Raw genomic sequence first — 25,358 nt, 5'->3', positions numbered from 1 at the left:
ATTACTACTGCAAGAAGTGATAAGCCCCCTTACAGTACTATTCTTGTAATTCTTTATAATTTCTCGGGACTCCTTCCATTGAGATCGCTTTTTTGTAATTGTGGCTGCAAATTTAGTTTTTAAATATAAAAATAAGCAAGCTTTTGCCAATTTAATTTAATCAATACTTAAAATTGCATAGAAATATTTGAATAATTAAAATCTCCTTTGTTGGAGTAACAATCAAAGGAAACCAATAAAGTTAAGTGTAAGCAGAACTAATAAAAAAAGAAATAAATTTATGAAATCTAATGTTTCCAAAATGATGGAGAAAAAAGAATTAAAACAGTAAACAATTCTAATCGACCTAGAAGCATTAAAAACGATAAAAACCATTTTGCCAATGATGGTAGATTATAAAAATTTTCCATTGGACCAATTTCCCCAAAGCCAGGTCCAATATTACCAAGAGTAGTAGCCACAGCACTAAAAGCAGAATAAATATCAGAAGTCCATAAAGACATACAAACAGAAGAAACCATAAATATTAGGATATAAAAAACAAAAAAGGCCAAAATATTGGTCACTGTTTTTTGGTCAACCACATGACGATTATAACGAATTGGGATAACTGCATTTGGATGAACTAAACGTTTTAACTCATAAAAACTATTCTTAAAAAGCAACAAGATTCGGACTACTTTTACACCTCCTCCTGTTGATCCGGCCGAACCTCCAACAAAGAAGAGAACAAAAATAAGCATTCCTAAAAATGGGCTCCAAAGAAGATAATCTGCCGTGGCATATCCTGTTGTCGTAATAATTGAAACAACGGTGAACAAACTATCTCTAAACGCCTGTTCTCCTGTTATATTACCTACTGACATTAGTCCAAAACTAATAATTAAGGCAAAAAGAAAAACAACTATTCCATAAAACCGAAACTCCTCATCTTTAAACATTTTACCAAAGCGTCCCGAAATTGCAGCATAAGAAAGAGTAAAATTAGTACCTGCTACAAACATGAAGAAAATAATAACATACTGAAGATAAGGAGATGTAAAAAATCCAACACTGGCTTGTTTTGTTGAGTATCCTCCTGTTGCCATCGTTGTTAATGAATGATTAAGAGCATCAAAAAATGTCATTCCTCCAGCGAACAACATAATGGTTTCTACCAGAGTAAACATAATATACAAGCCCCAAAGATTACGAGCCGTTTCTTTAATTCTAGGAGTTAATTTATCGGGTGCCGGACCAGGAACTTCTGCCACAAAAAGCTCTCTACCTCCAATTCCTAATGTGGGCAGAATAGCCAGGAACATTACTATAATTCCCATTCCTCCCATCCATTGGGTTAATGATCGCCAAAACAAAATACCATGTGGTAATTCTTCTATATTATTTAATACAGAAGAACCTGTTGTGGTAAATCCCGACATAGTCTCGAAAAATGCATTGGTAACTGATGGAATAGCACCACTAAACAAATATGGTAAGCATCCAAATATGGAAAATACAATCCACACTAAACTTACAATAATATATCCCTCTCGTTTACCCAGTTCTTTAGTTACTCCTTTTGAAAGTAGATAACTTAAAGCTCCTGCAACAAAAGTAATACCTCCTGCCTTTACAAAGGCAAGGGAATCCGACTCTCCATAAATTAGGGAAACTAATAAAGAAAGAAATAAGAAAAAACTTTCACCTACCAAAAGCTTCCCCAGAATATTTAGAATAATCTTAAACTTAATCACAATTTTATAACTTAATTTTAAATCAAAGATAAGGATATAATACTTTGATTCTTTATTCTATGTTATTGATTCTTCCAAAAAGAAGGTGCAAAAACAATTAAAAAAGTAAATAGCTCTAATCGCCCTAGTAACATTAGAAAAGATAATATCCATTTACCAGAATCAGGCACCAAAGAAAAATTATTCATAGGCCCTACCATACCTAAACCTGGTCCTATACCTCCCATAGTTGTAGCCACAGCACCCATCGATGAAATAAAATCCATACCAATAAAGGTCATCAAAAAACAGCCAATAAAAAATACAACCAAATACAATATAAAAAAGGCTAAAACTTTAGATATAATATTTTGATTAACAGTATTGCCATTATATCTTATTGGTAAAATAGCTGCTGGATGTATCAATCTTTTAAATTCGAGAGTACTGTTTTTAACTAATAATAAATGCCTTAAAATTTTTACACCTCCAGATGTTGAACCTACACAAGCCCCTGTAAACATCAGACCAAAAATTAAAAACCATAAATAAGGATGCCATAAAGTATAATCGGCACTTACAAAACCTGTACTTGTAATTACCGAAACAACCTGGAATAATGCATCACGAAACGACTTTTCGAAAGTTCCATGATCGAGATAAACCAGGCTTGCTGTAATTATTATCGTTATAGATAATACTAATTCCACATAAACTCTGAACTCCTGATTTTTCCAGATTTTTTTAAACTGCCCTTTTAATCCAAAATAGTGAAGTGTAAAATTGGTTCCTGCCAAAAACATAAATACAATTAAAACATACTGTATATAAGGAGAATAGTTAACGATACTACTATTCTTAGTCGAAAATCCCCCTGAAGCCAGAGTTCCAAATGAGTGACAAATTGCATCAAAACATGACATGCCACCAAACACTAAAAAAATAGTTTCCAAAACTACAAGCAACATATAGATACCCCATAATTGTTGAGCCGTTTCCTTGATTCTAGGATGCAACTTATCAACGGTAATACCTGCTGCTTCGGCACTAAACAGGGCCATTACTCCAAAACCAAATACTGGTAATATGGCAACTGTAAGGACCAGAATCCCCATTCCTCCCAGCAAATGGGTTAGAGATCGCCAAAAAAGAATTCCATGTGGCAAAGCTTCAATATCATTTACAATTGATGCCCCAGTTGTGGTAAAACCTGATATGGTTTCAAAAAAAGCATCTGTAAAGTTTGGGATATATCCACCCAGTAAAAAGGGTAATGATCCAAAAATTGAAAAAACGATCCACACCATACTAACAACAAGATAGGCCTCTCTTTTTCCAATATCCTTACTACAATTGTGTGTAATTAAATATAATACACCTCCACATATCAAGCTTATTGCCGAAGATTGTATAAATGAAATAAAATCACCTTCGCCATAATATAAAGCTACTGCCGAACTAATAATTAGAAAAAAGCTTTCCACAATTATTAATACCGACATTACATAAAAAATAAATTTCCAATTAAACATCTTGGTATTTAATTTATAGCAATAAAAAAAAGGATATAATACTCAGCTTATCTAATGATAAACAAAAAACCGAATTAAAATAATTCGGTTTAAACTGTTATTTAAAAAACTTTTCGACTTTTTTTATTGCCGATGGTAAGGTAAAAACAACTACCTGATCGTCAACTTGAATTAAAGTATCACCAGTAGCGATAATACTTTCATTTCCTCGGATAATACCTCCAATATTTGCATCTTCAGGAAAATCTAATTCACTTAGGCTAGCTCGGGTAATTTTCGATCCTTTCTTCACTCCTAACTCTAACACCTCAGCATCAGAAACTGTTAACCACTTACAATGCTGAACTTCGGCATCCATCGTAAATCGATAAATATAACTTGCAGCCAACAATTTCTTATTAATCATGGTTCCCACACCAATATTATCGGCCAAATCGATATAGTCGATATTCTCAACCTCGGCAATTGTTCGTTTAACACCCATCTTTTTCGCTAGCAAACAAGCTAAGATATTGGTTTCGGAGTTTCCGGTAACTGCCACAAAAGCATCCATTTTATGAATTCCTTCTTCCTTTAACAATTCCTTATCTCTTCCGTCGCCATTTATAACTAGAGCATCCTGAAGGCGATCGGCAAGCTTTAAACTCTTCTCCTTATCGATCTCCAGCAATTTAAGATTCATTTTTTTGCCTAATTCCATTGCCGTTTTTTGTCCAATACGACTTCCTCCAAGAATCATAGCATTTTTAATCTCATATTTTGGTTTTCCTGCTAAGAGCATAACATCTTCTATACTTTCCGGCTTACTAACCACAAAAACTAAATCGCCTCGCATAAAACGATTATGTCCTCGGGGAATAATTGTAACATCCCCTCTTTTAATCGCAACAGCTCTAAAATCAACATCATGACTCAGTTCTGCAACTTCGGCCATGGTTTTATCCATAATAACCGATTTACTACTAATTTTTATTCCATATAATAAAAGCTTACCACCCGAAAACTCATACATCTGACGGGTACCTGATCTGGACATATAACTAATAACTTCCTTAGCTGCCAATCTTTCGGGATATATCAACTCATCGATTCCTAAACTTTTAAGGTATTCTTTATTTTCAGGAATCAAATATTCTTGATTATCGATTCGAGCGATCGTTTTAACGGCCCCCAATTTCTTTGCTAGAATAGTTGAAGTAATATTGGTCGTTTCGGATTGCGTAACGGCAATAAAAAGATCAGCCTTTTTAACACTTGCTTCTTTTAAATCCTTTAAAGAAGAACTCGACCCAACAATCGTTAATAAATCCAAATGAGAATCAATCTCTTTCAATTTATCTTCATCATTATCAAGCAATATGATATCATGATCCTGATGACTTAACATCTTAGCCAAATGAGTTCCAACAGCTCCCGCCCCGGCAATAACAATTTTCATAATTTTATTCCGTTAACATTTATTTTGGAAAAATTCGTCGGCAAATTAACACAATCTCAAGCAATTTTGATAGTAAATTGTTAAAAAAATATTAACAGCAAAGCTTTCTAAATTACCAAAACGAAATTAAATTACAAAAGCATTATTTAAATGATTACTTTTTATTGGTTAATTCATTTTTTGACTAGATAAAAGCTGAATATAAGCACCTGACTCACCCACCTGAAAAAACTTTTCTGATGGCACATTTCTCCTGTTCGTAATTCGTTTTAAGTCATTCAAATATATCGATCCATCTAAAATATCAACTCTATTATTGCCTTTTTTTACCCAAATACTATCTGATTTTAAGGCATTTTTTCGAAGTATTAGGTAATCTGCTTTTATACTATCTAATACTTGATTCGCGTTTACCAGTTTACGATCAATACTAACAATTACAGTACCGTCAAAATCTCTATAGTCAAAAGCCCTCAAAGTATCTATCTGAATATCAACAACTCCTTTTTGCATTAGATAGGGTTTAGTTAATCGCTCTATTTTCTTTTCTTTAAGATCTTTATCAATCAGCAAAAAAACTTTCTCCTTATTTCTAAGTCCTATCAAGCTATTCCTGCCTGCATTAAAAACGACTAACTCTCTTTCCTCTGCTTTTAGTTTAGAAATTAAAACTGGTATTTGGATACAAAGAAGTAATATTAGTAAACTAAAAACTGCTTTTTTCCTTTTAAGTACCAAAATAAATATCAAACAAAGAATAGATAAATATAGGAGTACAACCTGATACTCTGTAAAAGTAAAATCTCTAATAACAGCACCAGGCAAATGATGTATTTGAACAATCAACCAATTCATCCATCCTACCAAATGATGAAGAATCCATGCTAAAATATCAGAAAGAAAGTCGATTTTTGCGAGTAATAAAAGCAGTATAGAAAGATAAATCAGTACACCTGCCATTAGAATTACAATATATCCCGATAATAAAAAATAAGTGGGAAACTGATTAAAATAATAAATTGCCAAAGGGAAAGTTGCTATTTGCGCTGCTATTGCAACTGTTGTTAACTGCCAAAGTTTACGTAAAATAAAATTCCGCACATACAAAAGTTTCTCGAATCGAGCTTGAAAAAATACAATGCCCACTACCGCAAGATATGAAAACTGAAAACCTACTGTAAAAAGTAAAAATGGATTGTATAGTAGTAAAAAAACCGCAGATGCTGCTAATGAATTATAAATTCCACCGTAACGTTTTAACACCTCTCCTCCAATTACAAAACTAAACATACTAGCAGCTCTCATAACCGAAGGCGATAGTCCGGTTAGTAGTGCATACATCCAAAGACTCAGTAATAATAAAACTCCTTTTATCCATTGTCCGTACTTTACTTTGCCTAAAAAACCAAGAATAAACTTCATGATAATATAAATAATACCAACATGAAGGCCCGAAACCGCTAATACATGCATAGCTCCGGCATCGGCCCAAGCTCGTTTAATTTCCGGATCTAATGTTGTTTTATATCCTAATGTTAGTGCAGCTAAAATATCAAAACTCTCATCTCGTATTCCCTTTTCTCTGTAGATATCCAGTAAACTATCGCGCCACTCTAGCGCTAAGATAGAAATGCTCTTTCTGCTATGTTCTCCTAATTTTATCCAGGAATTTGTATTGATATAAGCCGAATATAAAATATGCTGAGTTTTGAGGTAGGCAGCGTAATCAAACTCATACGGATTACCAGCATTTTTTACTCGGTTTAAGCTAGAATTAAGCAGAAGCAAATCACCAGGTTTTAATGTCTTTACGGAAGAGTCTTTAGCAAAATATAAAATTGCCTTTGCAGTTTGATACACAAAAGTCTTATCACTTAATGATTCTTTTATATCGACAATGCATAAATATGAATTCGTTTTTTCAACTGGTTTTTCAATAAGCTCAACCTTATATATCCGAGAAGTAGGCTGAGAAGATAAATGCAATGCAGACTCTACAATATTAACACGACATACAGCTAATCCTAATAAGAATAAGGAACAAAAAATGCCAAATAAAGTACGTAAAGAATATGATTTTCTGAGAGTTGGAATTGCTATAAATCCAATCATCCCAGTAAATCCTACTATTATTAAGGCATAACAAAGTGTATCATTAACCTTAAAATAGCTCGCAAACAATATACCCACTAGTAAAGGTAGTAGAATACGTAAAAAAGGATTTTGTCGAAATATTTCGCGAAAAGTCATTAGTAAAGCAGTTTACAGCTTACTGAATTTACCATTTTTTTGAATAAAAACAAAGCCCTTACTTTTCAGTAAAGGCTTATTTTAAGTTATTTACACAAATAAATATTATCTAAAACTAAAGGCAATACCTCCTGTTATGGTGTTATATTCCTGAATAGTATAATCTCCAAATATTTTAAAGAAACCAAGATTTAATCGGGTACCAATTGTTGCTCTTACTCCACTTGCATCGAAATTTACAGATACAGGATCAGTTACAGTTCTATAATCGCTAACAACTACTCCTGAAATTACATCTTCGTATTCCAATTCGTATGTACCTTTAATATCCACATCCATTTTTGCTGTATTATATCCTACTGCACCATAAAACTCAATTAGCTTTAAGTTTACCGATGCAATAGCCTGAACAGTATATGCATTGGTTGTAAATTCCATTAATTGACCACTTCCATTAAAAGTTGATTCTCCCTGTATGTCATATTCAGAAGTTAATTTGGTATAAGCAAGCAAGGCTGATACAGAAAATGGTGTTTTCGAAATTTTCAGCATTTTAGATAAATCTTTTTGGATACCAAGACCAAACATTCCCACCTCCATATCGTCACCTCCTACTTTAGGCAGATATCTAACTTTTAAATCAGCATCAATTCCTGGTATTCCAATTCCAACCTGCAAAGTAGCAGACGGAACTGCATTCATAGGAAGATCTGCTCCTATTCCATCGGGAATATTAAATCGTGCCAAATCGAAATTTCCAGCACTTGTTTCAATTTTCGCCAAAAGAGTTTGATTATTATCACCTCCCATTAAAGTTTGCATTTCGGCAGAACTATTTCCATTTGCTAAGCTAATATTAGAATAGTCGCTTGCCATAAATTCAAAAACCTCATCGGATGATGGCACTTTTGCTAAATTAGCAACCAAAGTAATATCAAAACCGAATTTTTTATGAGTTCTTGCTGTTGAATACCAACCATTATTTAATCCATACATAAAACCTTTCGATACCGGATTTACATATTTCTCAGTCAATTTTGATGCATCTTCTGTTCCCGCAAGTAAAAATTGCTCAATATCCTGAGACTTACCCAGAAAAGGAATAAAGAAGATAAGTAGTAGAATAATTCTTTTCATTGTAATAGTTTTAGTGGTTTAAACAATTTTAGTAGTACGGAAGAAATATTGTTTTGTTTAAATATTTATAAACATATCACTAAAAACATTAAGAATTAGTATTAATCTGTTACTTCTATTATTTATAAATGAAAAAACCCTACCAATTGGTAGGGTTTGTATTTTATTTAGCTAGTGTAAATCTGTATTTCGCTTTAAATTTTCCTTTCGAAATTCCAGCTAACTTGCCCCGTAATAAACGCTTTTTTATTGGAGCACAATGGTCGGTAAACAATATTCCTTCCAAATGATCGTATTCATGCTGAATAACTCTGGCAGCATATCCTGAATACTCCTCCTGATGAAATTCCCAGTTTTCGTCGTAATATTCAATTTTAATGCTTTCTGGTCTACGAACATCTTCATTAATTCCAGGAATACTTAAACATCCTTCAGACATAGACCATTCGTCGCCGGTACGTTCGGTTATTTTTGCATTAATAAACATTTTTTTAAAACCTTCCAGCTCTGGTTCTTCTTCGGCAAAAGAAGTACAATCCAAAACAAACATACGAATTGAACGACCAACCTGAGGTGCAGCCAAACCAACTCCATCAGAATAATACATGGTTTGCCACATATCCTCTTTAAACTTTTCTAGGTCCGGATAATCTTTATCAATATCCTTGGCAACCTTCCTCAATACAGGATGTCCATAAATTGTAATCGGTAATATCATTTTTCTTTTATTATTATATTCTTGCTTTTACAGGTTTAAAACAGGTTACGCTTTGTTTCCATATACGATTGAAGAATAATTGTTGCACTAACCTTATCTACTAAAGCTTTATTTTGGCGCTGTTTCTTCTTTAATCCTCCATCTATCATGGTCTGAAAAGCTATTTTCGAGGTGAAACGCTCATCAACCATTTCGATTGGAATATTTGGAAATTTATTTTTTAGTTTCCCCAAAAAAGGTTTTAAATACCTCATCGATTCACTATCCTGATTATTTAATTGTTTTGGATAACCAACAACAAAACATTCCACCTCTTCAGTATTCGTATATTTTTCCAGATAATCTAGTACATCTTTTGCAGCAACAGTATCCAAACCATTCGCAATAATCTGCATAGGATCTGTAACTGCTAATCCTACTCTTTTACGTCCGTAATCAATTGCTAATAATCGTGCCAATTCTCTTATTTATAATTATTTTGAATTACAAAGATATAAAAACCCTGCATACTTTCTCATTTCCATGTAAAAATGAGTTTAAAATAAAGATGCATACAATTTATAACAGGGTAGGCACTCATAAGATGACATAATAAAATTCTAAAATACAATTCTTTAATAAACAGTTAAACGGTGATATTTCTCTAATAAATACTCTTTATCATTCCAATATTTACAAAACAATTAAAGTTTTTTTTGTTATCAATACGATAATTAAAGCTATAACAATAAAGATTGACTCCCTATAAGCATCATTTATTATTGGTAATCACACTTATAAACTAAAGAAAAAACCAGAATACAGATGGAATTATAATTCCCAGTAAAGCTAATTTCCAGCCACGTTTCTTAAAGCCATTTTTCCCTTTGGCTATAATTAAGCCAGTAATACAAATTAACAAAACACTTATGGCAAAAATATCTGAATACCAAATCCACAAATCATTCGATGATTTATGCAAATCGACCATCTGTCCCAATACAGGTCGAATTTTAAATCGTTCAATTTCACCTTCTCCTGTTGACGGATTTATAAAGGCATAAGCTCCATCAAAATAAAGATTATAACCTCCTCTTCTCCAGGTAGAGCCCCTCAGTTTTAGATCTATATTGTTATTTATCAAACTTTGTCTAAAAAATTCATCTGTTACTGCATCACGATCCTTTGGTATATCCAATTTCAACTTAATGGTTTCATATACATAATCACGAGGATCCCAAGAATGACGATGATTTAAAGCAATGCCAGATACAGAAAAGGCAATTAGCAGACCAACATAGAAATAAGAAAAATCTCTATGCCAGTTCCTTAATTTTAGATTCCAATTCATACAAATAAATATTGTTTGTTTTGTACAAAGAAATAAAAAACTAAAATACTCTTTATCCTTAGATGTTATTATTTTAACTCTTAGATAAATAAAAACAAGAAAGGCCACCTCTAAAGAGGCAGCCTTCTATATTTAATCGATAAATATTATTATCGGATTATCTTAAATTTGCCTGAGCAGCAGCTAGACGTGCAATAGGCACACGGAAAGGAGAACAAGAAACGTAATCCATACCTACTGAGTTACAGAACTCAACAGAAGATGGCTCACCACCGTGCTCACCACAGATACCTAATTTGATATCTTTACGTGTTGATTTTCCTTTTTCACAACCCATACGCACCAATTGACCAATACCTTCTTGATCTAATACTTGGAAAGGATCGTTTTTCAAGATACCTTTTTCAATATAGATAGGTAAGAATTTAGCAGCATCATCACGAGAATAACCGAATCCCATTTGAGTCAAGTCATTTGTTCCGAAAGAGAAGAATTCAGCATGTGCAGCAATTTGATCAGCAGTAAGAGCAGCACGTGGAATTTCAATCATAGTACCTACCATAAAATCAACTTCAACACCTTTTTCAGCGAAAACAGCAGCTGCAGTTTCTCTGATAATGCCTTCCTGAATTTGGAATTCTTTTAAAGTTCCGATTAATGGAACCATAATCTCTGGCTTAGGATCTTTTCCTTTCGCTTTCAAATCACAAGCAGCTTCCATAATCGCGCGAGCTTGCATCTCTGTAATCTCTGGGTAAGTGTTACCTAGACGACAACCACGGTGACCCAACATTGGGTTAATTTCGTGAAGAGAATCAACTTTAGCTTTAACGATAGATACATCGATACCTAATTTTTCAGCCATTTCAGCTTGAGATTCAGCATCGTTAGGAGTAAATTCGTGCAATGGTGGATCCAGTAGACGAATAGTAACACCGAAACCGTCCATAGCCTCAAGAATACCAGAGAAATCTTCTCTCTGAACAGGAAGTAATTTTGCCAACGCAGCTTTACGACCTTCAACATCTTCAGCAAGAATCATTTCACGCATGTTCCAGATCTTATCGCCTTCGAAGAACATGTGCTCTGTACGACACAGACCAATACCTTTAGCACCAAAATCACGTGCAGCTTTAGCATCTGAAGGTGTATCAGCATTTGTACGAACGTACATACGGCTATTTTTCTCAGCCAAATCCATTACTTTTCCGAAATCACCATCTAAAGAAGGAGTGATAGTAGCAACTTTACCTTCGTAAACTTTACCAGTAGTTCCGTTTAATGAGATGAAATCACCTTCTTTATATTCAACACCGTTGATAGTCATAGAAGTTCCTGTTACTAGAACACCAGCAGCAGAAGAAATACAACATTTACCCATACCACGAGCAACAACAGCAGCGTGAGAAGTCATACCACCACGTTCAGTAAGAATACCTTCAGCAGCGTACATACCTTTCAAATCTTCTGGAGAAGTTTCGCGACGTACTAAAACAACTTTTTTACCTTCAGCAGCCCATGCTTCAGCATCTTCTGCAGAAAATACGATTTGTCCTGTAGCAGCACCTGGAGAAGCAGGAAGACCTTTAGAGATCTCTTTAGCAGCCTCTAGAGCTGATTTATCGAATACAGGGTGTAAAAGTTCATCTAATTTGTTAGGCTCCTGACGAAGAATAGCTGTTTTCTCATCAATAAGACCTTGTTCCAACATATCAACAGCCATTTTTACCATAGCTGCACCAGTTCGCTTACCAGAACGAGTCTGCAACATCCAAAGTTTACCTTGTTGAACGGTGAACTCCATATCCTGCATATCGGTATAGTGATCTTCTAATTTTTGTTGGATTGTATTTAATTCGTTGTAAAGCTCAGGCATAGCTTCTTCCATTGAAAGGAAATTAGCTTTACGCTCTTCTTCAGAAGTACCGTTACGCTCAGCCCAACGTTTAGATCCAATAGTTGTAATCTCAAGAGGAGTACGAACACCAGCAACAACGTCTTCACCTTGTGCATTAATCAAGTACTCACCATTGAATAAATCTTCACCAGTAGCAGCATCACGAGAGAAACAAACTCCTGTAGCAGAAGTTTCACCCATGTTACCATATACCATTGCCTGAACATTTACTGCAGTACCCCAATCGTCTGGAATACCTTCCATTCTACGGTAAAGAATAGCTCTTTCAGTATCCCAAGAATCGAATACAGCGCAAACAGCACCCCAAAGCTGATCCCAAGGATTTGTTGGGAAATCAACACCTGCGTGCTCACGGATAACCGCTTTGTAACCTTCAACAAGAGCCTTAAGGTCTTCAACTGTTAATTCAGTATCAACTTTATAACCTTTAGATTCTTTCATTTCGTCAAGAACAATCTCGAAAGGATTGTGCTTTCCTTCTTCTGCTTCAACACCCATTACAACATCACCGTACATGTGGATGAAACGACGATATGAATCGTAAGCAAATTTTTCGTTTTCAGAATATTTTGCTACAATCTTAACAGTATCATCATTCATACCTAGATTAAGAACGGTATTCATCATACCTGGCATAGAAGCACGAGCACCAGAACGAACAGATAACAACAATGGAAAACCATCTTTTGCATCAAATTTTGCGTTCATTGCTTTTTCTGTATCAGCTACAGCAGCCTCTACCTGATCTTTGATCATTGCTACAACAGCATCTTTTCCAAGCTTGTTGTAATCAGTACAAACGTCAGTAGTGATAGTGAAACCAGCAGGTACTGGAACACCGATTAGGTTCATTTCAGCAAGGTTAGCACCCTTACCTCCAAGCAAATTTCTCATGTCTGCTTTACCTTCGGCCTTACCATCACCAAAAGTATAAACGTACTTAGTACTCATAATTATCGCTTTTTAGTTTTACTTGTTAAAGTTCTAAAACAGCAGAATCTTTAACAACAATTATATTATTAGTATTTATTTATTTAAAACAATAAATTTAAAGGGATTACATATGACAAATGTCAATTCGAAATACGCACACAAAAATAGTTTTCTTTTTTCAAAAAAAAAATAATAATTACTCATTTGAGAGGCTTTTGAGAATAAAATTTTATCCACTGTACAGATTTACTATTCAAACGTTTGCGAAAAATTAAACTCTTTATATCCGATTTACAATAAGCACAAAAGTAAGTATTTTATATCAATATATTATGTTTATATAATTAATTCACTATCTCATTCTTTCCTTATGTTTTGATCCTTCAGGATAAAGTAGGTAATCAAGATATTGTACCCTATAATAAACATCCGAAGCACCTAACACATTATCTGATAATTTACCTTTAAACTCACCTATAGATTTATATCCTTGATTATCCATCCAATTTTCCAGCTCTGATAAAACCTGAGTTATATAGGATGGTTTATTTTTGTAAATAGCACTTACCATTTGTACAGCATCTGCACCACTTAGTATCATTTGAATAATATCTTCGTGAGAATAAATACCATTTGAACCACATAGTTCTCCTTTTATCTTCTTGTGCATTAAACCTACATAACGTAATCCTAATTTATAGTCTCCCTGATTACTTAAATTAAAATTAGAAACATGTTTTTGGGTATTTACATTAATTTCAGGCTGAAACAATCTATTAAACAAGACAAAAGCTGATGCTCCTGCCTGATCTAAGCGATGAATAAAATTAGACATATTAGTATAATAGGGACTTAACTTAATTGAAAAAGGAATAGATAACCTCTTTTTTAAAGTTTCTACAATTTTTACTTTATCATCTTCTATTTGCCATGCTGTTTTTTCAGCATCTACCGGCAATTGATAAAAATTTAGTTCCAATGCGTCAACTCCTGTTTTTTCTAATTGCACAGCATAGTCAAACCAGGTTACATCATACAAACAATTAAGACTTGCGATTATTGGAATATTTACATTCCTTTTTACCTCTTCCAACTTAAGTAAATGCTCTTTAGGCCCGGCATGTTCCAATGCTGGAAATAATGAAATCATTTCTGCATTTCGTTCTGCATATTCATCTAACTCATCAGAAAATTGAGCTTGCTCCATTTGTATCTGCTCTTCAAAAAGAGATTTATACACAATGGCAGCAGCTCCTGCTTGTTCAAGTTCCTTTGCACCTTCAACACTTGCCGAATAGGTACATGCTCCAACTATTATGGGATTTTTTAAATTTATCCCCATAAATTCTACGTTTAATTTTGCCATATCATCTTTATTTATTTTCAATCTAAATAAAGATAGTACATTCAAACGAAATACTCAAACCTAAAATTGAGATAAAAATCTAAAGATCAGCAAATAGGCTTTAAACACTAATAAAAAAAGGGATTCCAAAAACTGGAATCCCTTTTATATAGTAAGAATAAGATTTATTCTTCAGAATAATCTAAAGCAGCTTGACGTTTGTAAGTCTTAAATCTCCATTTAGCATTCTCTTCAGCAGCAACAAATAATTCTTGTGCTTGCTCAGGGAATGATTTCTGTAATGAAGTATAGCGAACCTCACCCAATAAGAAATCTTGGAAATTCTCCCACTTAGGCTCTTTTGAATCAAGAGTGAATGGGTTTTTACCGTCATTCTCTAATGCTGGGTTATTACGATACAAGTGCCAGTATCCAGCTTCAACAGCTTTTTTCTCTTCTGCTTGTGATTTACCCATAGATGCTTTTAATCCATGAGAAATACAAGGAGCATAAGCAATAATCAAAGATGGTCCTGGATAAGCTTCAGCCTCTTTAATAGCTTTCATGTATTGAGCTTGATTTGCTCCCATAGCTACCTGAGCTACATAAACATATCCGTAAGACATTGCAATCATTCCAAGGTCTTTCTTTCTGATACGTTTACCAGCAGCAGCAAATTTAGCAACAGCACCAACTGGAGTTGCTTTAGAAGCTTGTCCACCAGTGTTAGAATAAATTTCAGTATCCATTACTAAAACATTTACATCCTCACCAGAAGCCAATACGTGATCTAATCCACCAAATCCGATATCATAAGCCCAACCGTCACCACCGAAAATCCATTGAGACTTCTTAATTAGATAATTCTTAATGTTAAGAATTTCTTTAGCAACAGGGTGAGATTCGTTAGCAAGAGCTTCTTCAACTTTTGCAGAAGCAGCTACAGAAGCTTCACCATTGTCTTTGTTCTCTAGCCATTCAGCAAATGCAGCTTTAGTATCAGCATTTACTTCTTCCATAGCATTTTGCATACGAAGTTCAATACGGTTACGCATTTTACGAACCCCTTCATTCATACCGAAACCAAATTCAGCATTATCTTCGAACAATGAGTTAGCCCAAGCTGGACCTTTACCACTCTTATTGTTTTTACAATATGGAGTTGAAGGAGCAGAACCACCGTAAATAGAAGAACAACCAGTAGCATTAGCAACCATCATTCTCTCACCAAACAATTGTGTAATTAATTTGATATATGGAGTTTCACCACAACCAGCACAAGCTCCTGAGAACTCGAATAATGGTTGAGCAAATTGTGAATTTTTCACATTATTTTTAGGTAACAATTCTTTGTAACCTACTTTTTCATCCATATAATGCCATCTTTCTTTCTCAGCTTCCTGAGTTTCAAGATGCTTCATCACTAAAGCTTTAGCCTTAGGAGCTGGACATACATCAGCACAGTTACCACAACCTGTACAGTCTTCCACAGCAACCTGAATACGGAAGCTAAGACCTTTTAAGTCTTTCCCAGTAGCAGGCTTAACCGCAGTTCCTTCTGGTGCAGCAGCAACTTCTTCTTCTGTTAATATGAATGGACGAATTGCAGCATGAGGACAAACGTAAGCACACTGGTTACATTGAATACAAGTTTCCTCGTTCCACTCAGGAACACTAACAGCAACACCACGTTTTTCAAATTTCGTAGTTCCATTAGGGAATGTACCATCTTCACGACCTTTAAATGCTGAAACAGTTAAATCATCACCTGCTTGCGCATTCATTGGATCACATACCTTAGCTACAAATTCAGGACGATCGCTTTTATCAACAACCTCTTTGGTATCCTCAAGGTTTTTCCAATCAGCAGAAACTTCAACTTCCACAACATTCTCACCACCTGCATCAACTGCAGCATAGTTCATATTTACGATTTTCTCACCTTTTTTACCATAAGACTTAACAATCGCTTTTTTCATCTCTTCAACAGCTAATTCGAATGGAATTACACCAGTAATTTTGAAGAATGCTGATTGCATAATTGTATTGGTTCTTGATCCAAGACCAAGTTCTTCACCCAATTTAGTACCGTTGATAATGTAGAATTTAATCTCATTTTCAGCCATGTACTTTTTCATGCTATTGGGAAGATTCTTAACAGTTTCTTCAGCATCATAAATTGAGTTCAATAGGAATGAACCACCCTTTTTCAATCCTTTTAATACATCATATAGATATACGTAAGCAGGAACGTGACATGCAACAAAATCAGGAGTAGTTACTAGATATGTAGAGCGGATTGGCTCATCACCGAAACGTAGGTGAGAAGCGGTAAATCCACCTGATTTTTTTGAATCGTAAGCAAAATAAGCTTGACAATATTTATCGGTTGAACCCCCAATAATTTTAATTGAGTTTTTGTTAGCACCCACAGTACCATCAGAACCTAAACCGTAGAATTTAGCTTCGTAAAGAGACTCTGAATTCATTTTCACTTCAGGTAACATTGGAAGAGATGTAAAAGTAACATCATCAACAATACCTAAAGTAAATTGATTTTTAGGTTCGTTCATTGCTAAGTTTTTATAAACTGCAACAATTTGCGAAGGAGTTACATCTTTAGAACCTAATCCGTAGCGACCTCCAATTACTAATGGAGCATTTTCTTTTCCGTAAAATACTTCTCTTACGTCAAGATACAATGGCTCACCATTAGCACCAGTTTCTTTAGTACGATCAAGAACACAGATACGTTTTACAGATTCTGGAATAACGCTTAGGAAATGCTTAGCTGAGAATGGACGATACAAGTGAACACAAACAACACCTACTTTTTCGCCGTTAGCCATTTTATAATCAATCGCTTCTTTAATGGTTTCATTCACAGAGCCCATTGCGATAATAATATTTTCAGCATCTTCAGCACCATAATACATGAAAGGCTTGTATTCTCTTCCTGTAATTTTGGTAATTTCACTCATATAGTCAGCAACAATATCTGGAACCGCATCGTAAAATGGGTTAGCAGCTTCTCGAGACTGGAAGTATACATCAGGATTCTGAGCAGTACCTCTAGTTACAGGAGCTTCTGGATTTAAAGCACGATCACGGAAAGCCTGAAGAGCTTCTTGATCTACTAGATCTCTCATGTCTTCCATATCAACAGCTTCGATTTTCTGAATCTCGTGAGAAGTACGGAAACCATCAAAGAAGTTCATGAAAGGAACTCTAGATTTAATTGCTGTTAAGTGAGATACTGCAGAAAGATCCATTACTTCCTGAACAGAACCTGAAGCTAACATTGCAAAACCAGTTTGACGAGCAGAATACACATCAGAATGATCTCCAAAGATACTTAAGGCTTGTGCTGCAAGAGCACGTGCACTAATGTGGAATACACATGGTAATAACTCACCAGCAATTTTGTACATGTTAGGAATCATCAACAATAATCCTTGTGATGCAGTATAAGTAGTTGTTAATGCACCGGCTTGCAAAGATCCGTGTACAGCACCTGCTGCACCAGCTTCCGACTGCATTTCTACTAACTGAACAGTTTCGCCAAAAAGGTTTTTACGACCTTGAGCAGCCCATTCATCAACATATTCAGCCATAGGTGAAGATGGTGTGATTGGGTAAATACAAGACACCTCACTAAACATATACGCTACGTGAGCGGCTGCTGCATTACCATCGCAGGTAATGAATTTTTTTTCTCTTGCCATTTTACGCCTCCAATTAATTTTAATTAATGGTAGTTTAAATTTATTTCTGTTATCTATTTCTCTAATATAAAAAACCGAACAACCACAAAGGAATCTTATTTCCTTCACCGCGCTCGATCATATCGGCAGCTTCAAAACAATTCTCGGTTCTAAGTTTTGAATCTAAATTGTTTGAACTATCCGAAATATAGAAGCTATATTTATCATCAACCATAAAGTGCCCCATATCGGTACTAGTAATTAACCTTCCTTGCTCAACCTGATTATAGAAAAATGTTTCTCTTAGAGTTTCCTCATCTATATTGTCAGGAGAGATTGCATAAAGAAGATTGGTATTATGCAAATATACTTTATTTGGTTTCTTTGATGAATCTTTATAGCTTTCTTTGGTATTTAATAAGCGTATTAATCTTGCATTTTTTAAATAACGCAAGTAATTCATTATTGTTGCTCTTGATGTTTCTACGTCGTTTGCGAGCTTACTAACATTGGGTTGAAAGGGTACACTACCCGATATAATGTAAAGTAATTTTTTAAGTTTAGGCAGATATTTAAGTTCTATTTGATTTAGGTAGGTTATATCAAATTCTAACATTAGGTTGACAATTTTCAATAAACTATCGATAAAACTCCTATCCTCCTGATAACATGGATAATACCCATGCTGCAGATAATCTGTAAAATATGCCAAAGGCCTAACTTTTTCAAGAATGCCTTCTACAATTGACTCATGATTTTTAAGAATATCTTCTAAAGAATAACTTCTAAATTTATTATTTGTTTCATGATTAAGAAATTCACGGAACGATAAACCATTTAAATAATAAACGTTTACACAATCTTTAAGAATTTCATTTGTTTTAACTCGTAAAATAGAAGATGCTGTAAAAATAATCTTTAAACCAGAATACTGCTCATAGCAAATTTTCAAATCCTGAGCCCATTCGGGATATTTATGAATTTGATCGAGCAACAAAAGCTTTCCACCTTTTTTATAAAATTCATCGACAAAAGAAACCAAACCTCTTTCAGTAAAAAAGAGATTGTTCATATTAATGTACAAACAAGTTTTATCGTTTGCACAATGCTCACGAACATAGTCCAGAAGGAAAGTAGTTTTACCTACTCCTCGGGCGCCCTTTATCGCTATTAAACGCTGAGACCAATCAATCTGATCGGCTAATTCTCGTCTAATATTGCTCTTTTTGTTTTTCAACAAACTATTATGAGTCTGTAATAAGGTGTCCATATTTTGTAGAATTTACTTCGCAAATTTATAGAATAAAATCTATTTCTGCTATCTAGAGATTACAAAACTACTCCTTTTTTGCTATTTATACTTATTTAAAATAAGCTCCAAAAATATCACTAATCATTAATTTTTAAATCATTAGCCACAACAAGTATAAAATCATTACATATTATATATTTTAGAAAAATCCTCATCAACATTAGAAAATCCGGATAAAACAAGCCAGTATAGAACAAAAAAGAGGCAATAGGTAAATCACCTACTGCCTCCTGACATATTTTTTATAATACGATTACTACTTATCGTTCATCGAAATTAAGAATTCTTCATTTGAACGGGTTTTTCGCATTCTATCACTAATAAACTGCATTGCTTCAACAGAGTTCATATCTGTTAAGAAATTTCGAAGCACCCAAATTCTGTTTAGCTGATTCTCATCTAAAAGAAGATCTTCTCTACGAGTACTTGATGCAGTAATATCTACAGCAGGATAAATACGCTTATTCGATAATTTACGATCAAGCTGCAATTCCATATTACCAGTTCCTTTAAATTCTTCGAAGATTACTTCGTCCATTTTAGAACCAGTTTCGGTTAAGGCTGTTGCCAAAATTGTAAGCGAACCACCATTTTCGATATTACGAGCTGCACCAAAGAAACGCTTAGGCTTGTGTAATGCGTTTGCATCAACACCACCAGAAAGCACTTTCCCTGAAGCAGGAGAAACTGTATTGTAAGCACGAGCTAAACGTGTAATTGAATCGAGTAGAATTACCACATCGTGTCCACATTCAACCATACGTTTTGCTTTCTCTAATACGATATTTGCAACACGAACGTGACGCTCTGCAGGCTCATCGAATGTCGAAGAAACAACTTCGGCATTTACACTTCTAGCCATGTCGGTAACCTCTTCCGGACGTTCATCAATTAATAGAATAATCATGTAAGCCTCAGGATTATTCTCAGCAATTGCATTTGCAACTTCTTTTAACAATACGGTTTTACCAGTTTTTGGCTGAGCTACTATTAAACCACGCTGCCCTTTACCAATAGGTGCAAACATATCAACTACACGGGTTGATAATGAACTTCTACCCTTCCCTGTTAAATTAAATTTCTCATCTGGAAATAAAGGAGTCAAGTGATCAAAAGGAACTCTATCTCTGATAACATCAGGTAAACGTCCATTAATCTCGGCAACCTTAATTAATGGAAAATATTTTTCACCTTCTTTAGGAGGACGAATTGTTCCATTAACTGTATCACCTGTTTTTAATCCAAATAATTTTATTTGAGATTGAGAAACATAAATATCATCAGGAGAATTCAAATAATTATAATCAGATGAACGAAGAAATCCATAACCATCAGGCATAATTTCCAACACTCCGGAACTATTAATAATTCCATCAAATTCAAAAAGCTTCTCTTTCTCTCTCTTTTCGAATCTTTTTCTAGGTTGATTAGACTTTTCTTGTCTTTCAACTCGATCCTGTTTTTCTGGGCGATCGTGTTTTTCCGTTCTTTCTGGGCGCACTTGTCGCTCTGAACGCTCTGGTTTTTCGGAAGTTATTTTTTCCTCTTTGGAAACTTTAGGAGCGTCTTTTTTATCGGTTTTCTCTGCTTTTACAGCTTTTTCCTTCGCCTCAACAGTTTTACGTTCTTTACGTTTTTCTTTAACTGGAGATTCTGGTTTCTCTTCTGTTTCAATTTGAGCTGCAGCTTTACGAACAACATCCTTAACTGGTTGTTCTGTTTTTCTTCTTCTGCGTAGCTTTATTTTTGGTTGATCTTCTTCAACCTTTGCCTCTCCTTCTGCTTTTTTAGCTCTCTTTCGCGGAGCTTTTTTCTCAGAAGTCTTCATTTCAGAAGCCACAATTGCCTGTTGATCAAGGATTTTATAAATCAAATCTTGCTTTTTGAACGACTCAATTTTCTTAATCTTGAGTTCTTTAGCGATTTCTCGCAATTCAGGCACAAGCTTCTTGTTTAATTCAAGAATATCGTACATAAAAATTTTATTAATATTTTTGGGTAATTTCTTTTTTTAGATAGAATTGTATTTGAACAATACGGAACCTGATCTTTCGACCTCTAAATGAGAAGAATCAATCGGAATTCAAATGCAATATTACACATTTAGTTATAAATGCGCAAAAAATAATTACAGTTTTATCTATTTGATAATTTTAATAGGTTCAATATAATTGAATTTTAACATTTGTCTACTCGTTTCAATTTCATTTTTTAAATCATTTTATTATATTTAAAATATTAATGGACAAATCGATTTGGCTCATTTTATACCACTAAATCCAATATGAGACAGCTAAAAATAACCAAACAAGTAACAAACAGGGAGACTCCATCGCTAGACAAGTATCTTCATGAAATTGGTAAAGTTGAACTAATTTCTGCTGAAGAAGAGGTAAAACTTGCCAGACAAATTAAGAATGGTGACAAAAAAGCTCTGGATCGACTGATTAAATGTAATCTACGTTTTGTTGTATCTGTTTCCAAGCAATATCAAAACCAAGGTTTAAGCTTACCCGATTTAATTAACGAAGGAAATTTAGGATTAATTAAGGCTGCCCAGCGATTTGATGAAACTCGAGGATTTAAATTTATCTCTTATGCCGTTTGGTGGATTCGCCAATCAATTCTACAGGCTTTGGCCGAACAAGCAAGAATTGTTCGCCTTCCTCTAAATAAAATTGGCTCTATCAATAAAATCAACAAAACATTCGCTCAATTAGAACAGGAATATCAACGTGAACCTTCACCCGATGAAATAGCCAACATCTTAGAAATGAGCCCTAAAGATGTAAAGGAAGCTTTAAAAGCCTCTGGAAGACATGTTTCTATGGATGCACCTATAAATCCAGATGAAGAAAATACATTATATGATATTTTATTGAGTAATGACGATATTAGCCCTGATAAAAGCTTAATACGCGATTCACTAAGAAAAGAAATTGAGAGATCTTTATCTACTCTCTCGAAAAGAGAAGCTTCTATAATTAGATTATACTTTGGCCTAAATGGAAAACCACCTTATTCTCTTGAAGAAATAGGAAAGGAATTTGGACTTACACGTGAAAGGGTTCGCCAGATTAAAGAAAAAGCAATTAAAAGAATGAAATCTGCTTTTAGAAGCAAAATTTTAAAAACTTATTTAGGAGAATAATCCTGATTTAAAAATAATAGCAGAAGGATAAGAGACGAAAAACACAATTTTCATTTCTTGTCCTTTTTTAATTATATCTTTGCCAAAAATACAAATTAAACTAAACAATCAAATGCAAACTATTATTTCGCCTTCGCTTTTAGCAGCAGATTTTACAAATTTGAAAGACGATATTGAGATGGTAAACAAGAGTGAAGCAGACTGGTTTCACCTAGATATTATGGACGGAGTTTTTGTTCCTAACATTTCATACGGTCTGCCAGTTGTCGAACAAATTAATAAAATTGCCAAAAAACCGCTCGATGTTCATTTAATGATTATTGATCCGGACAGATATGTAGAAGCTTTTCAAAAAGCGGGTGCCGACTATCTAACTGTACATTATGAAGCTTGTACTCATCTTCACCGAACCGTACAAAATATTAAACAGCACGGAATGAAAGCAGGAGTCTCTTTAAATCCGCATACGCCAGTTAATGTTTTAGAAGATATAATTTCAGATCTTGATTTAGTTCTTTTAATGAGTGTTAATCCGGGTTTTGGAGGTCAGAGTTTTATTGAGAATACCTACTCGAAAGTGGAAAAAATTTCCAAACTAATAAAAGAAAAAAATGCCTCTACACTTATTGAAATTGATGGCGGAGTGAACCTAGAAACAGGTAAAAAACTAATAGAAGCTGGTGCCGATGCCTTAGTTGCAGGAAGCTTTGTTTTTGGAGCCCAAAAGCCTTACGAAACCATAAGTAAATTGAAAAATTTATAAAAACTTTGAAAAGACCAAGTGCTTTACATTTGGTCTCTTTCTTTATACTTTTACCTCATCTTCATCCTCTAGATAATCCTGTAAGTAAGCAAACTTAGGCGTTAATTTTCCATTTTTAGCAATAGTAGCTCTCTCTATAATCTTATCGGGATCATTCCCAAACAAAGCACCGTACACATTCTCACAAAGAGCTTTCCCAAAATCAATAGAAGAATCTCTAGGTAATTCGCCTGGTAAATTATCAACCGCCATAACCGTAACATTTCTTTTATCAACAAAAGGAATTGTTTCTTCTCCACTAAATCGATCGTAACCATAAAAAGAAGATGCAATTGTCGAGGCTCTTAAAGTTGAAGGAATTGGACCATTAATATCACAACTCACATCGGCAATGACAGATATTTTAAAATCCTCATTTTTATAATCTTCAGGCTCGATAAATTTAGGAGCTTTCGGGTCCCAGTAATGACATGCGATAAATAAATCAGTCACTTTTGTAAATTTATTAAAAGTAGACCTATATAGTTCCGGATACCTATAAAAATCTTCTAAATCAAAATCAGCACCATCTTTTCTTTCTACATATTGATCAGGATCTATTCTGCAAACTACAGGTATATCATATTCTTTGGACAAAAACTCTTCAGAACTCACCTCTTTCAAATTTAAAGTTCTGATAGTCTGCATTGCTCCCATTGCCACACGGCCTCCGCCTGTAACTAAAATTTTTATTGGCTTCAACTGTATTGTTTTTAAGTAATCATATATCTCAGCCATATCCTTACAAGAACTTGCAGGCGGCAAATCGTAAAAATCAGTACGCATACCTCTAGCTCGCAATGCTTTATATGCACCAACAACACCTGCCCAGTGTCCGAATGCCACTAATCTTTTATTTTCTGGAGTTGTTAAATATTCGTAATCAATAAGAGTAATATTCCTTTTAATTATCTGACGTAATAATTCTTTATTATAAGATTGTTTTTTTGCTGTATGTGAAAAAAATATATAGGTCTTATTGGGAATTAAAGTTGGAATACTAACTTCTTTCACTCCTATCAATATATCACATTCTCTTAAATCTTCAGTTAAAAAATATCCTTGCTCTCTATACTCCGCATCGGTAAAACATCTAATATCACTAGGCTGTATAAAGATACTAACATTAGCATATTTATTAAAAATTTTTAATCCTGTTAAAGGAGGAATTGCAACTCGCCTATCTGGTGGATTTTTGGTTTCACGAAGAACACCAACTCTAATTCTATTTCTCATTTATAAATTGTATTTAGGTGTGAGTAATAATAATTGAATGAACTTTTTACAAGTTCTTCAAATAAAAAATGGAGCTTCTTCTTTCAATTTAATGATTTTTTAACAGAATTCAGTTTTTTATTTAAATTTTTAACACCTCATGTTCAAAATTGAGCTTTGTAATGGTCTGATAAATAGAAAATATTGCAGATTAATTTTAATTACTCATAAAATTCTTACACAATGATGAGTTTTTTACTAATTTTGCATGAATTCTAGGGGCTGACGTGGTTTTGACAGCATGTAGAATTGATATGTAAGCATGTCGAGCGTTGTGATTCCAGCTCGTAAATATCGGATCTCACACTTTTTAATTGGCGAAAATAACTACGCTCTTGCTGCTTAATCGAATCATAGTAGATTAAAGCTTAATCACCACTCTAGGAGTGGAGACGAGACATCCAGCTTATGGTTCCACCTTGTTCCGGTAAGTAATTGGATGCTATCAATTCAGGGTTAGCAGATAATACGCTTCGGATTATCTGCGAAATTTAGAAGATAAGCTAAGGCCTCGGGTGTGCTTTCCCTATCCTTAGTCTAAAATTAATAAATCACTACGCATGTAGAAAGCCTGTTAATCGCATGTTTGGACCAGGGTTCGATTCCCTGCAGCTCCACTTAACATAAAAACACCATTAAATCAATGATTTAATGGTGTTTTTTTGCTTATTCCTCCTATTTTAAGTCAATAGTATTATGTAGAGTTTCTAATATCTCAATAAAACCAATAGATACAAATTTGAAAAATATTTACTGAAGATTTTAGAAATGCGAAAGCGATAAGTGCTTTTAAATTAT

At 34.2% G+C, this 25,358-nt stretch carries 16 protein-coding genes and 1 other RNA gene; 3 read left to right on the top strand and 14 right to left on the bottom strand.

Annotated elements, in window-relative coordinates:
* Window positions 1-287: 287 nt before the first annotated feature.
* From ACT3CE_RS11500 to rho, 13 genes are all read right to left on the bottom strand, one after another.
* Window positions 288-1,736 carry a TrkH family potassium uptake protein gene (locus tag ACT3CE_RS11500; protein WP_444709924.1) on the bottom strand — a complete coding sequence of 483 codons (1,449 nt, stop codon included), beginning with the start codon at window positions 1,734-1,736 and terminating at the stop codon, window positions 288-290.
* A gap of 62 nt (window positions 1,737-1,798) precedes the next feature.
* Entirely contained in the window at window positions 1,799-3,217 is a 1,419-nt protein-coding gene (locus ACT3CE_RS11495) for a TrkH family potassium uptake protein (protein WP_444709923.1), read from the bottom strand.
* Between the two features lie 127 nt (window positions 3,218-3,344).
* Window positions 3,345-4,685, bottom strand: a complete 1,341-nt coding sequence (gene trkA / locus ACT3CE_RS11490) for a Trk system potassium transporter TrkA (RefSeq protein ID WP_444709922.1) — start codon at window positions 4,683-4,685, stop codon at window positions 3,345-3,347.
* A gap of 168 nt (window positions 4,686-4,853) precedes the next feature.
* Window positions 4,854-6,935 (bottom strand): ComEC/Rec2 family competence protein, encoded by a 2,082-nt coding sequence (locus ACT3CE_RS11485; RefSeq protein WP_444709921.1) that lies wholly within the window; start codon window positions 6,933-6,935, stop codon window positions 4,854-4,856.
* Window positions 6,936-7,040: 105 nt separating this feature from the next.
* Window positions 7,041-8,072, bottom strand: a complete 1,032-nt coding sequence (locus ACT3CE_RS11480) for a DUF6588 family protein (RefSeq protein WP_444709920.1) — start codon at window positions 8,070-8,072, stop codon at window positions 7,041-7,043.
* A gap of 163 nt (window positions 8,073-8,235) precedes the next feature.
* The gene (gene def, locus ACT3CE_RS11475; RefSeq protein ID WP_444709919.1) at window positions 8,236-8,790 is read right to left on the bottom strand and encodes a peptide deformylase; all 555 of its coding nucleotides are present in this window, start codon (window positions 8,788-8,790) and stop codon (window positions 8,236-8,238) included.
* A 35-nt stretch (window positions 8,791-8,825) separates the two neighbouring features.
* Window positions 8,826-9,248: a Holliday junction resolvase RuvX gene (gene ruvX / locus ACT3CE_RS11470; protein ID WP_444709918.1), complete on the bottom strand. Its 423-nt coding sequence runs from the start codon at window positions 9,246-9,248 to the stop codon at window positions 8,826-8,828.
* Window positions 9,249-9,571: 323 nt separating this feature from the next.
* Window positions 9,572-10,120: a PepSY-associated TM helix domain-containing protein gene (locus ACT3CE_RS11465; protein WP_444709917.1), complete on the bottom strand. Its 549-nt coding sequence runs from the start codon at window positions 10,118-10,120 to the stop codon at window positions 9,572-9,574.
* Between the two features lie 157 nt (window positions 10,121-10,277).
* Entirely contained in the window at window positions 10,278-12,989 is a 2,712-nt protein-coding gene (ppdK, locus tag ACT3CE_RS11460) for a pyruvate, phosphate dikinase (RefSeq protein ID WP_444709916.1), read from the bottom strand.
* 334 nt (window positions 12,990-13,323) lie between these two features.
* A complete protein-coding gene (locus tag ACT3CE_RS11455) occupies window positions 13,324-14,337 on the bottom strand; it encodes a dihydroorotate dehydrogenase-like protein (protein WP_444709915.1) in 1,014 nt (337 codons plus the stop codon).
* Window positions 14,338-14,501: 164 nt separating this feature from the next.
* On the bottom strand, window positions 14,502-18,041 hold the full coding sequence (gene nifJ, locus ACT3CE_RS11450; RefSeq protein ID WP_444709914.1) for a pyruvate:ferredoxin (flavodoxin) oxidoreductase: 3,540 nt from the start codon (window positions 18,039-18,041) through the stop codon (window positions 14,502-14,504).
* Window positions 18,042-18,102: 61 nt separating this feature from the next.
* Window positions 18,103-19,290, bottom strand: a complete 1,188-nt coding sequence (locus ACT3CE_RS11445; RefSeq protein ID WP_444709913.1) for an AAA family ATPase — start codon at window positions 19,288-19,290, stop codon at window positions 18,103-18,105.
* A gap of 298 nt (window positions 19,291-19,588) precedes the next feature.
* The gene (gene rho, locus ACT3CE_RS11440) at window positions 19,589-21,307 is read right to left on the bottom strand and encodes a transcription termination factor Rho (protein ID WP_444709912.1); all 1,719 of its coding nucleotides are present in this window, start codon (window positions 21,305-21,307) and stop codon (window positions 19,589-19,591) included.
* 309 nt (window positions 21,308-21,616) lie between these two features.
* On the opposite strand from rho, the gene ACT3CE_RS11435 reads away from it, so the two are divergent.
* Together ACT3CE_RS11435 and rpe are read left to right on the top strand one after the other, a co-directional pair.
* Window positions 21,617-22,483 carry a sigma-70 family RNA polymerase sigma factor gene (locus ACT3CE_RS11435; protein ID WP_444709911.1) on the top strand — a complete coding sequence of 289 codons (867 nt, stop codon included), beginning with the start codon at window positions 21,617-21,619 and terminating at the stop codon, window positions 22,481-22,483.
* Between the two features lie 112 nt (window positions 22,484-22,595).
* A complete protein-coding gene (gene rpe, locus ACT3CE_RS11430) occupies window positions 22,596-23,246 on the top strand; it encodes a ribulose-phosphate 3-epimerase (RefSeq protein ID WP_444709910.1) in 651 nt (216 codons plus the stop codon).
* Window positions 23,247-23,288: 42 nt separating this feature from the next.
* Here the strand turns inward: rpe and ACT3CE_RS11425 are convergent, their stop codons facing one another.
* Window positions 23,289-24,521 carry an NAD(P)-dependent oxidoreductase gene (locus tag ACT3CE_RS11425; protein ID WP_444709909.1) on the bottom strand — a complete coding sequence of 411 codons (1,233 nt, stop codon included), beginning with the start codon at window positions 24,519-24,521 and terminating at the stop codon, window positions 23,289-23,291.
* Window positions 24,522-24,778: 257 nt separating this feature from the next.
* Here ACT3CE_RS11425 and ssrA point away from each other — a divergent pair.
* Window positions 24,779-25,180: a transfer-messenger RNA gene (gene ssrA, locus ACT3CE_RS11420) on the top strand.
* The last annotated feature ends 178 nt before the right edge of the window (window positions 25,181-25,358 follow it).

It is taken from the genome of Marinifilum sp. RC60d5 (assembly GCF_052400665.1).
Taxonomy (GTDB): domain Bacteria; phylum Bacteroidota; class Bacteroidia; order Bacteroidales; family Marinifilaceae; genus JBQTGK01.
Note: the sequence above shows the minus strand (reverse complement) of the source record. Positions and strands in the feature narration are given on the sequence as shown.

Excerpts from the sequence above, each read along its gene's own strand:
- ACT3CE_RS11495 (WP_444709923.1), bottom strand. The coding sequence starts at position 3,217 with ATGTCGGTATTAATAATTGTGGAAAGCTTTTTTCTAATTATTAGTTCG.
- trkA (WP_444709922.1), bottom strand. The coding sequence starts at position 4,685 with ATGAAAATTGTTATTGCCGGGGCGGGAGCTGTTGGAACTCATTTGGCT.
- ACT3CE_RS11485 (WP_444709921.1), bottom strand. The coding sequence starts at position 6,935 with ATGACTTTTCGCGAAATATTTCGACAAAATCCTTTTTTACGTATTCTA.
- ACT3CE_RS11480 (WP_444709920.1), bottom strand. The coding sequence starts at position 8,072 with ATGAAAAGAATTATTCTACTACTTATCTTCTTTATTCCTTTTCTGGGT.
- def (WP_444709919.1), bottom strand. The coding sequence starts at position 8,790 with ATGATATTACCGATTACAATTTATGGACATCCTGTATTGAGGAAGGTT.
- ACT3CE_RS11465 (WP_444709917.1), bottom strand. The coding sequence starts at position 10,120 with ATGAATTGGAATCTAAAATTAAGGAACTGGCATAGAGATTTTTCTTAT.
- ppdK (WP_444709916.1), bottom strand. The coding sequence starts at position 12,989 with ATGAGTACTAAGTACGTTTATACTTTTGGTGATGGTAAGGCCGAAGGT.
- ACT3CE_RS11455 (WP_444709915.1), bottom strand. The coding sequence starts at position 14,337 with ATGGCAAAATTAAACGTAGAATTTATGGGGATAAATTTAAAAAATCCC.
- nifJ (WP_444709914.1), bottom strand. The coding sequence starts at position 18,041 with ATGGCAAGAGAAAAAAAATTCATTACCTGCGATGGTAATGCAGCAGCC.
- ACT3CE_RS11445 (WP_444709913.1), bottom strand. The coding sequence starts at position 19,290 with ATGGACACCTTATTACAGACTCATAATAGTTTGTTGAAAAACAAAAAG.
- rho (WP_444709912.1), bottom strand. The coding sequence starts at position 21,307 with ATGTACGATATTCTTGAATTAAACAAGAAGCTTGTGCCTGAATTGCGA.
- ACT3CE_RS11435 (WP_444709911.1), top strand. The coding sequence starts at position 21,617 with ATGAGACAGCTAAAAATAACCAAACAAGTAACAAACAGGGAGACTCCA.
- rpe (WP_444709910.1), top strand. The coding sequence starts at position 22,596 with ATGCAAACTATTATTTCGCCTTCGCTTTTAGCAGCAGATTTTACAAAT.
- ACT3CE_RS11425 (WP_444709909.1), bottom strand. The coding sequence starts at position 24,521 with ATGAGAAATAGAATTAGAGTTGGTGTTCTTCGTGAAACCAAAAATCCA.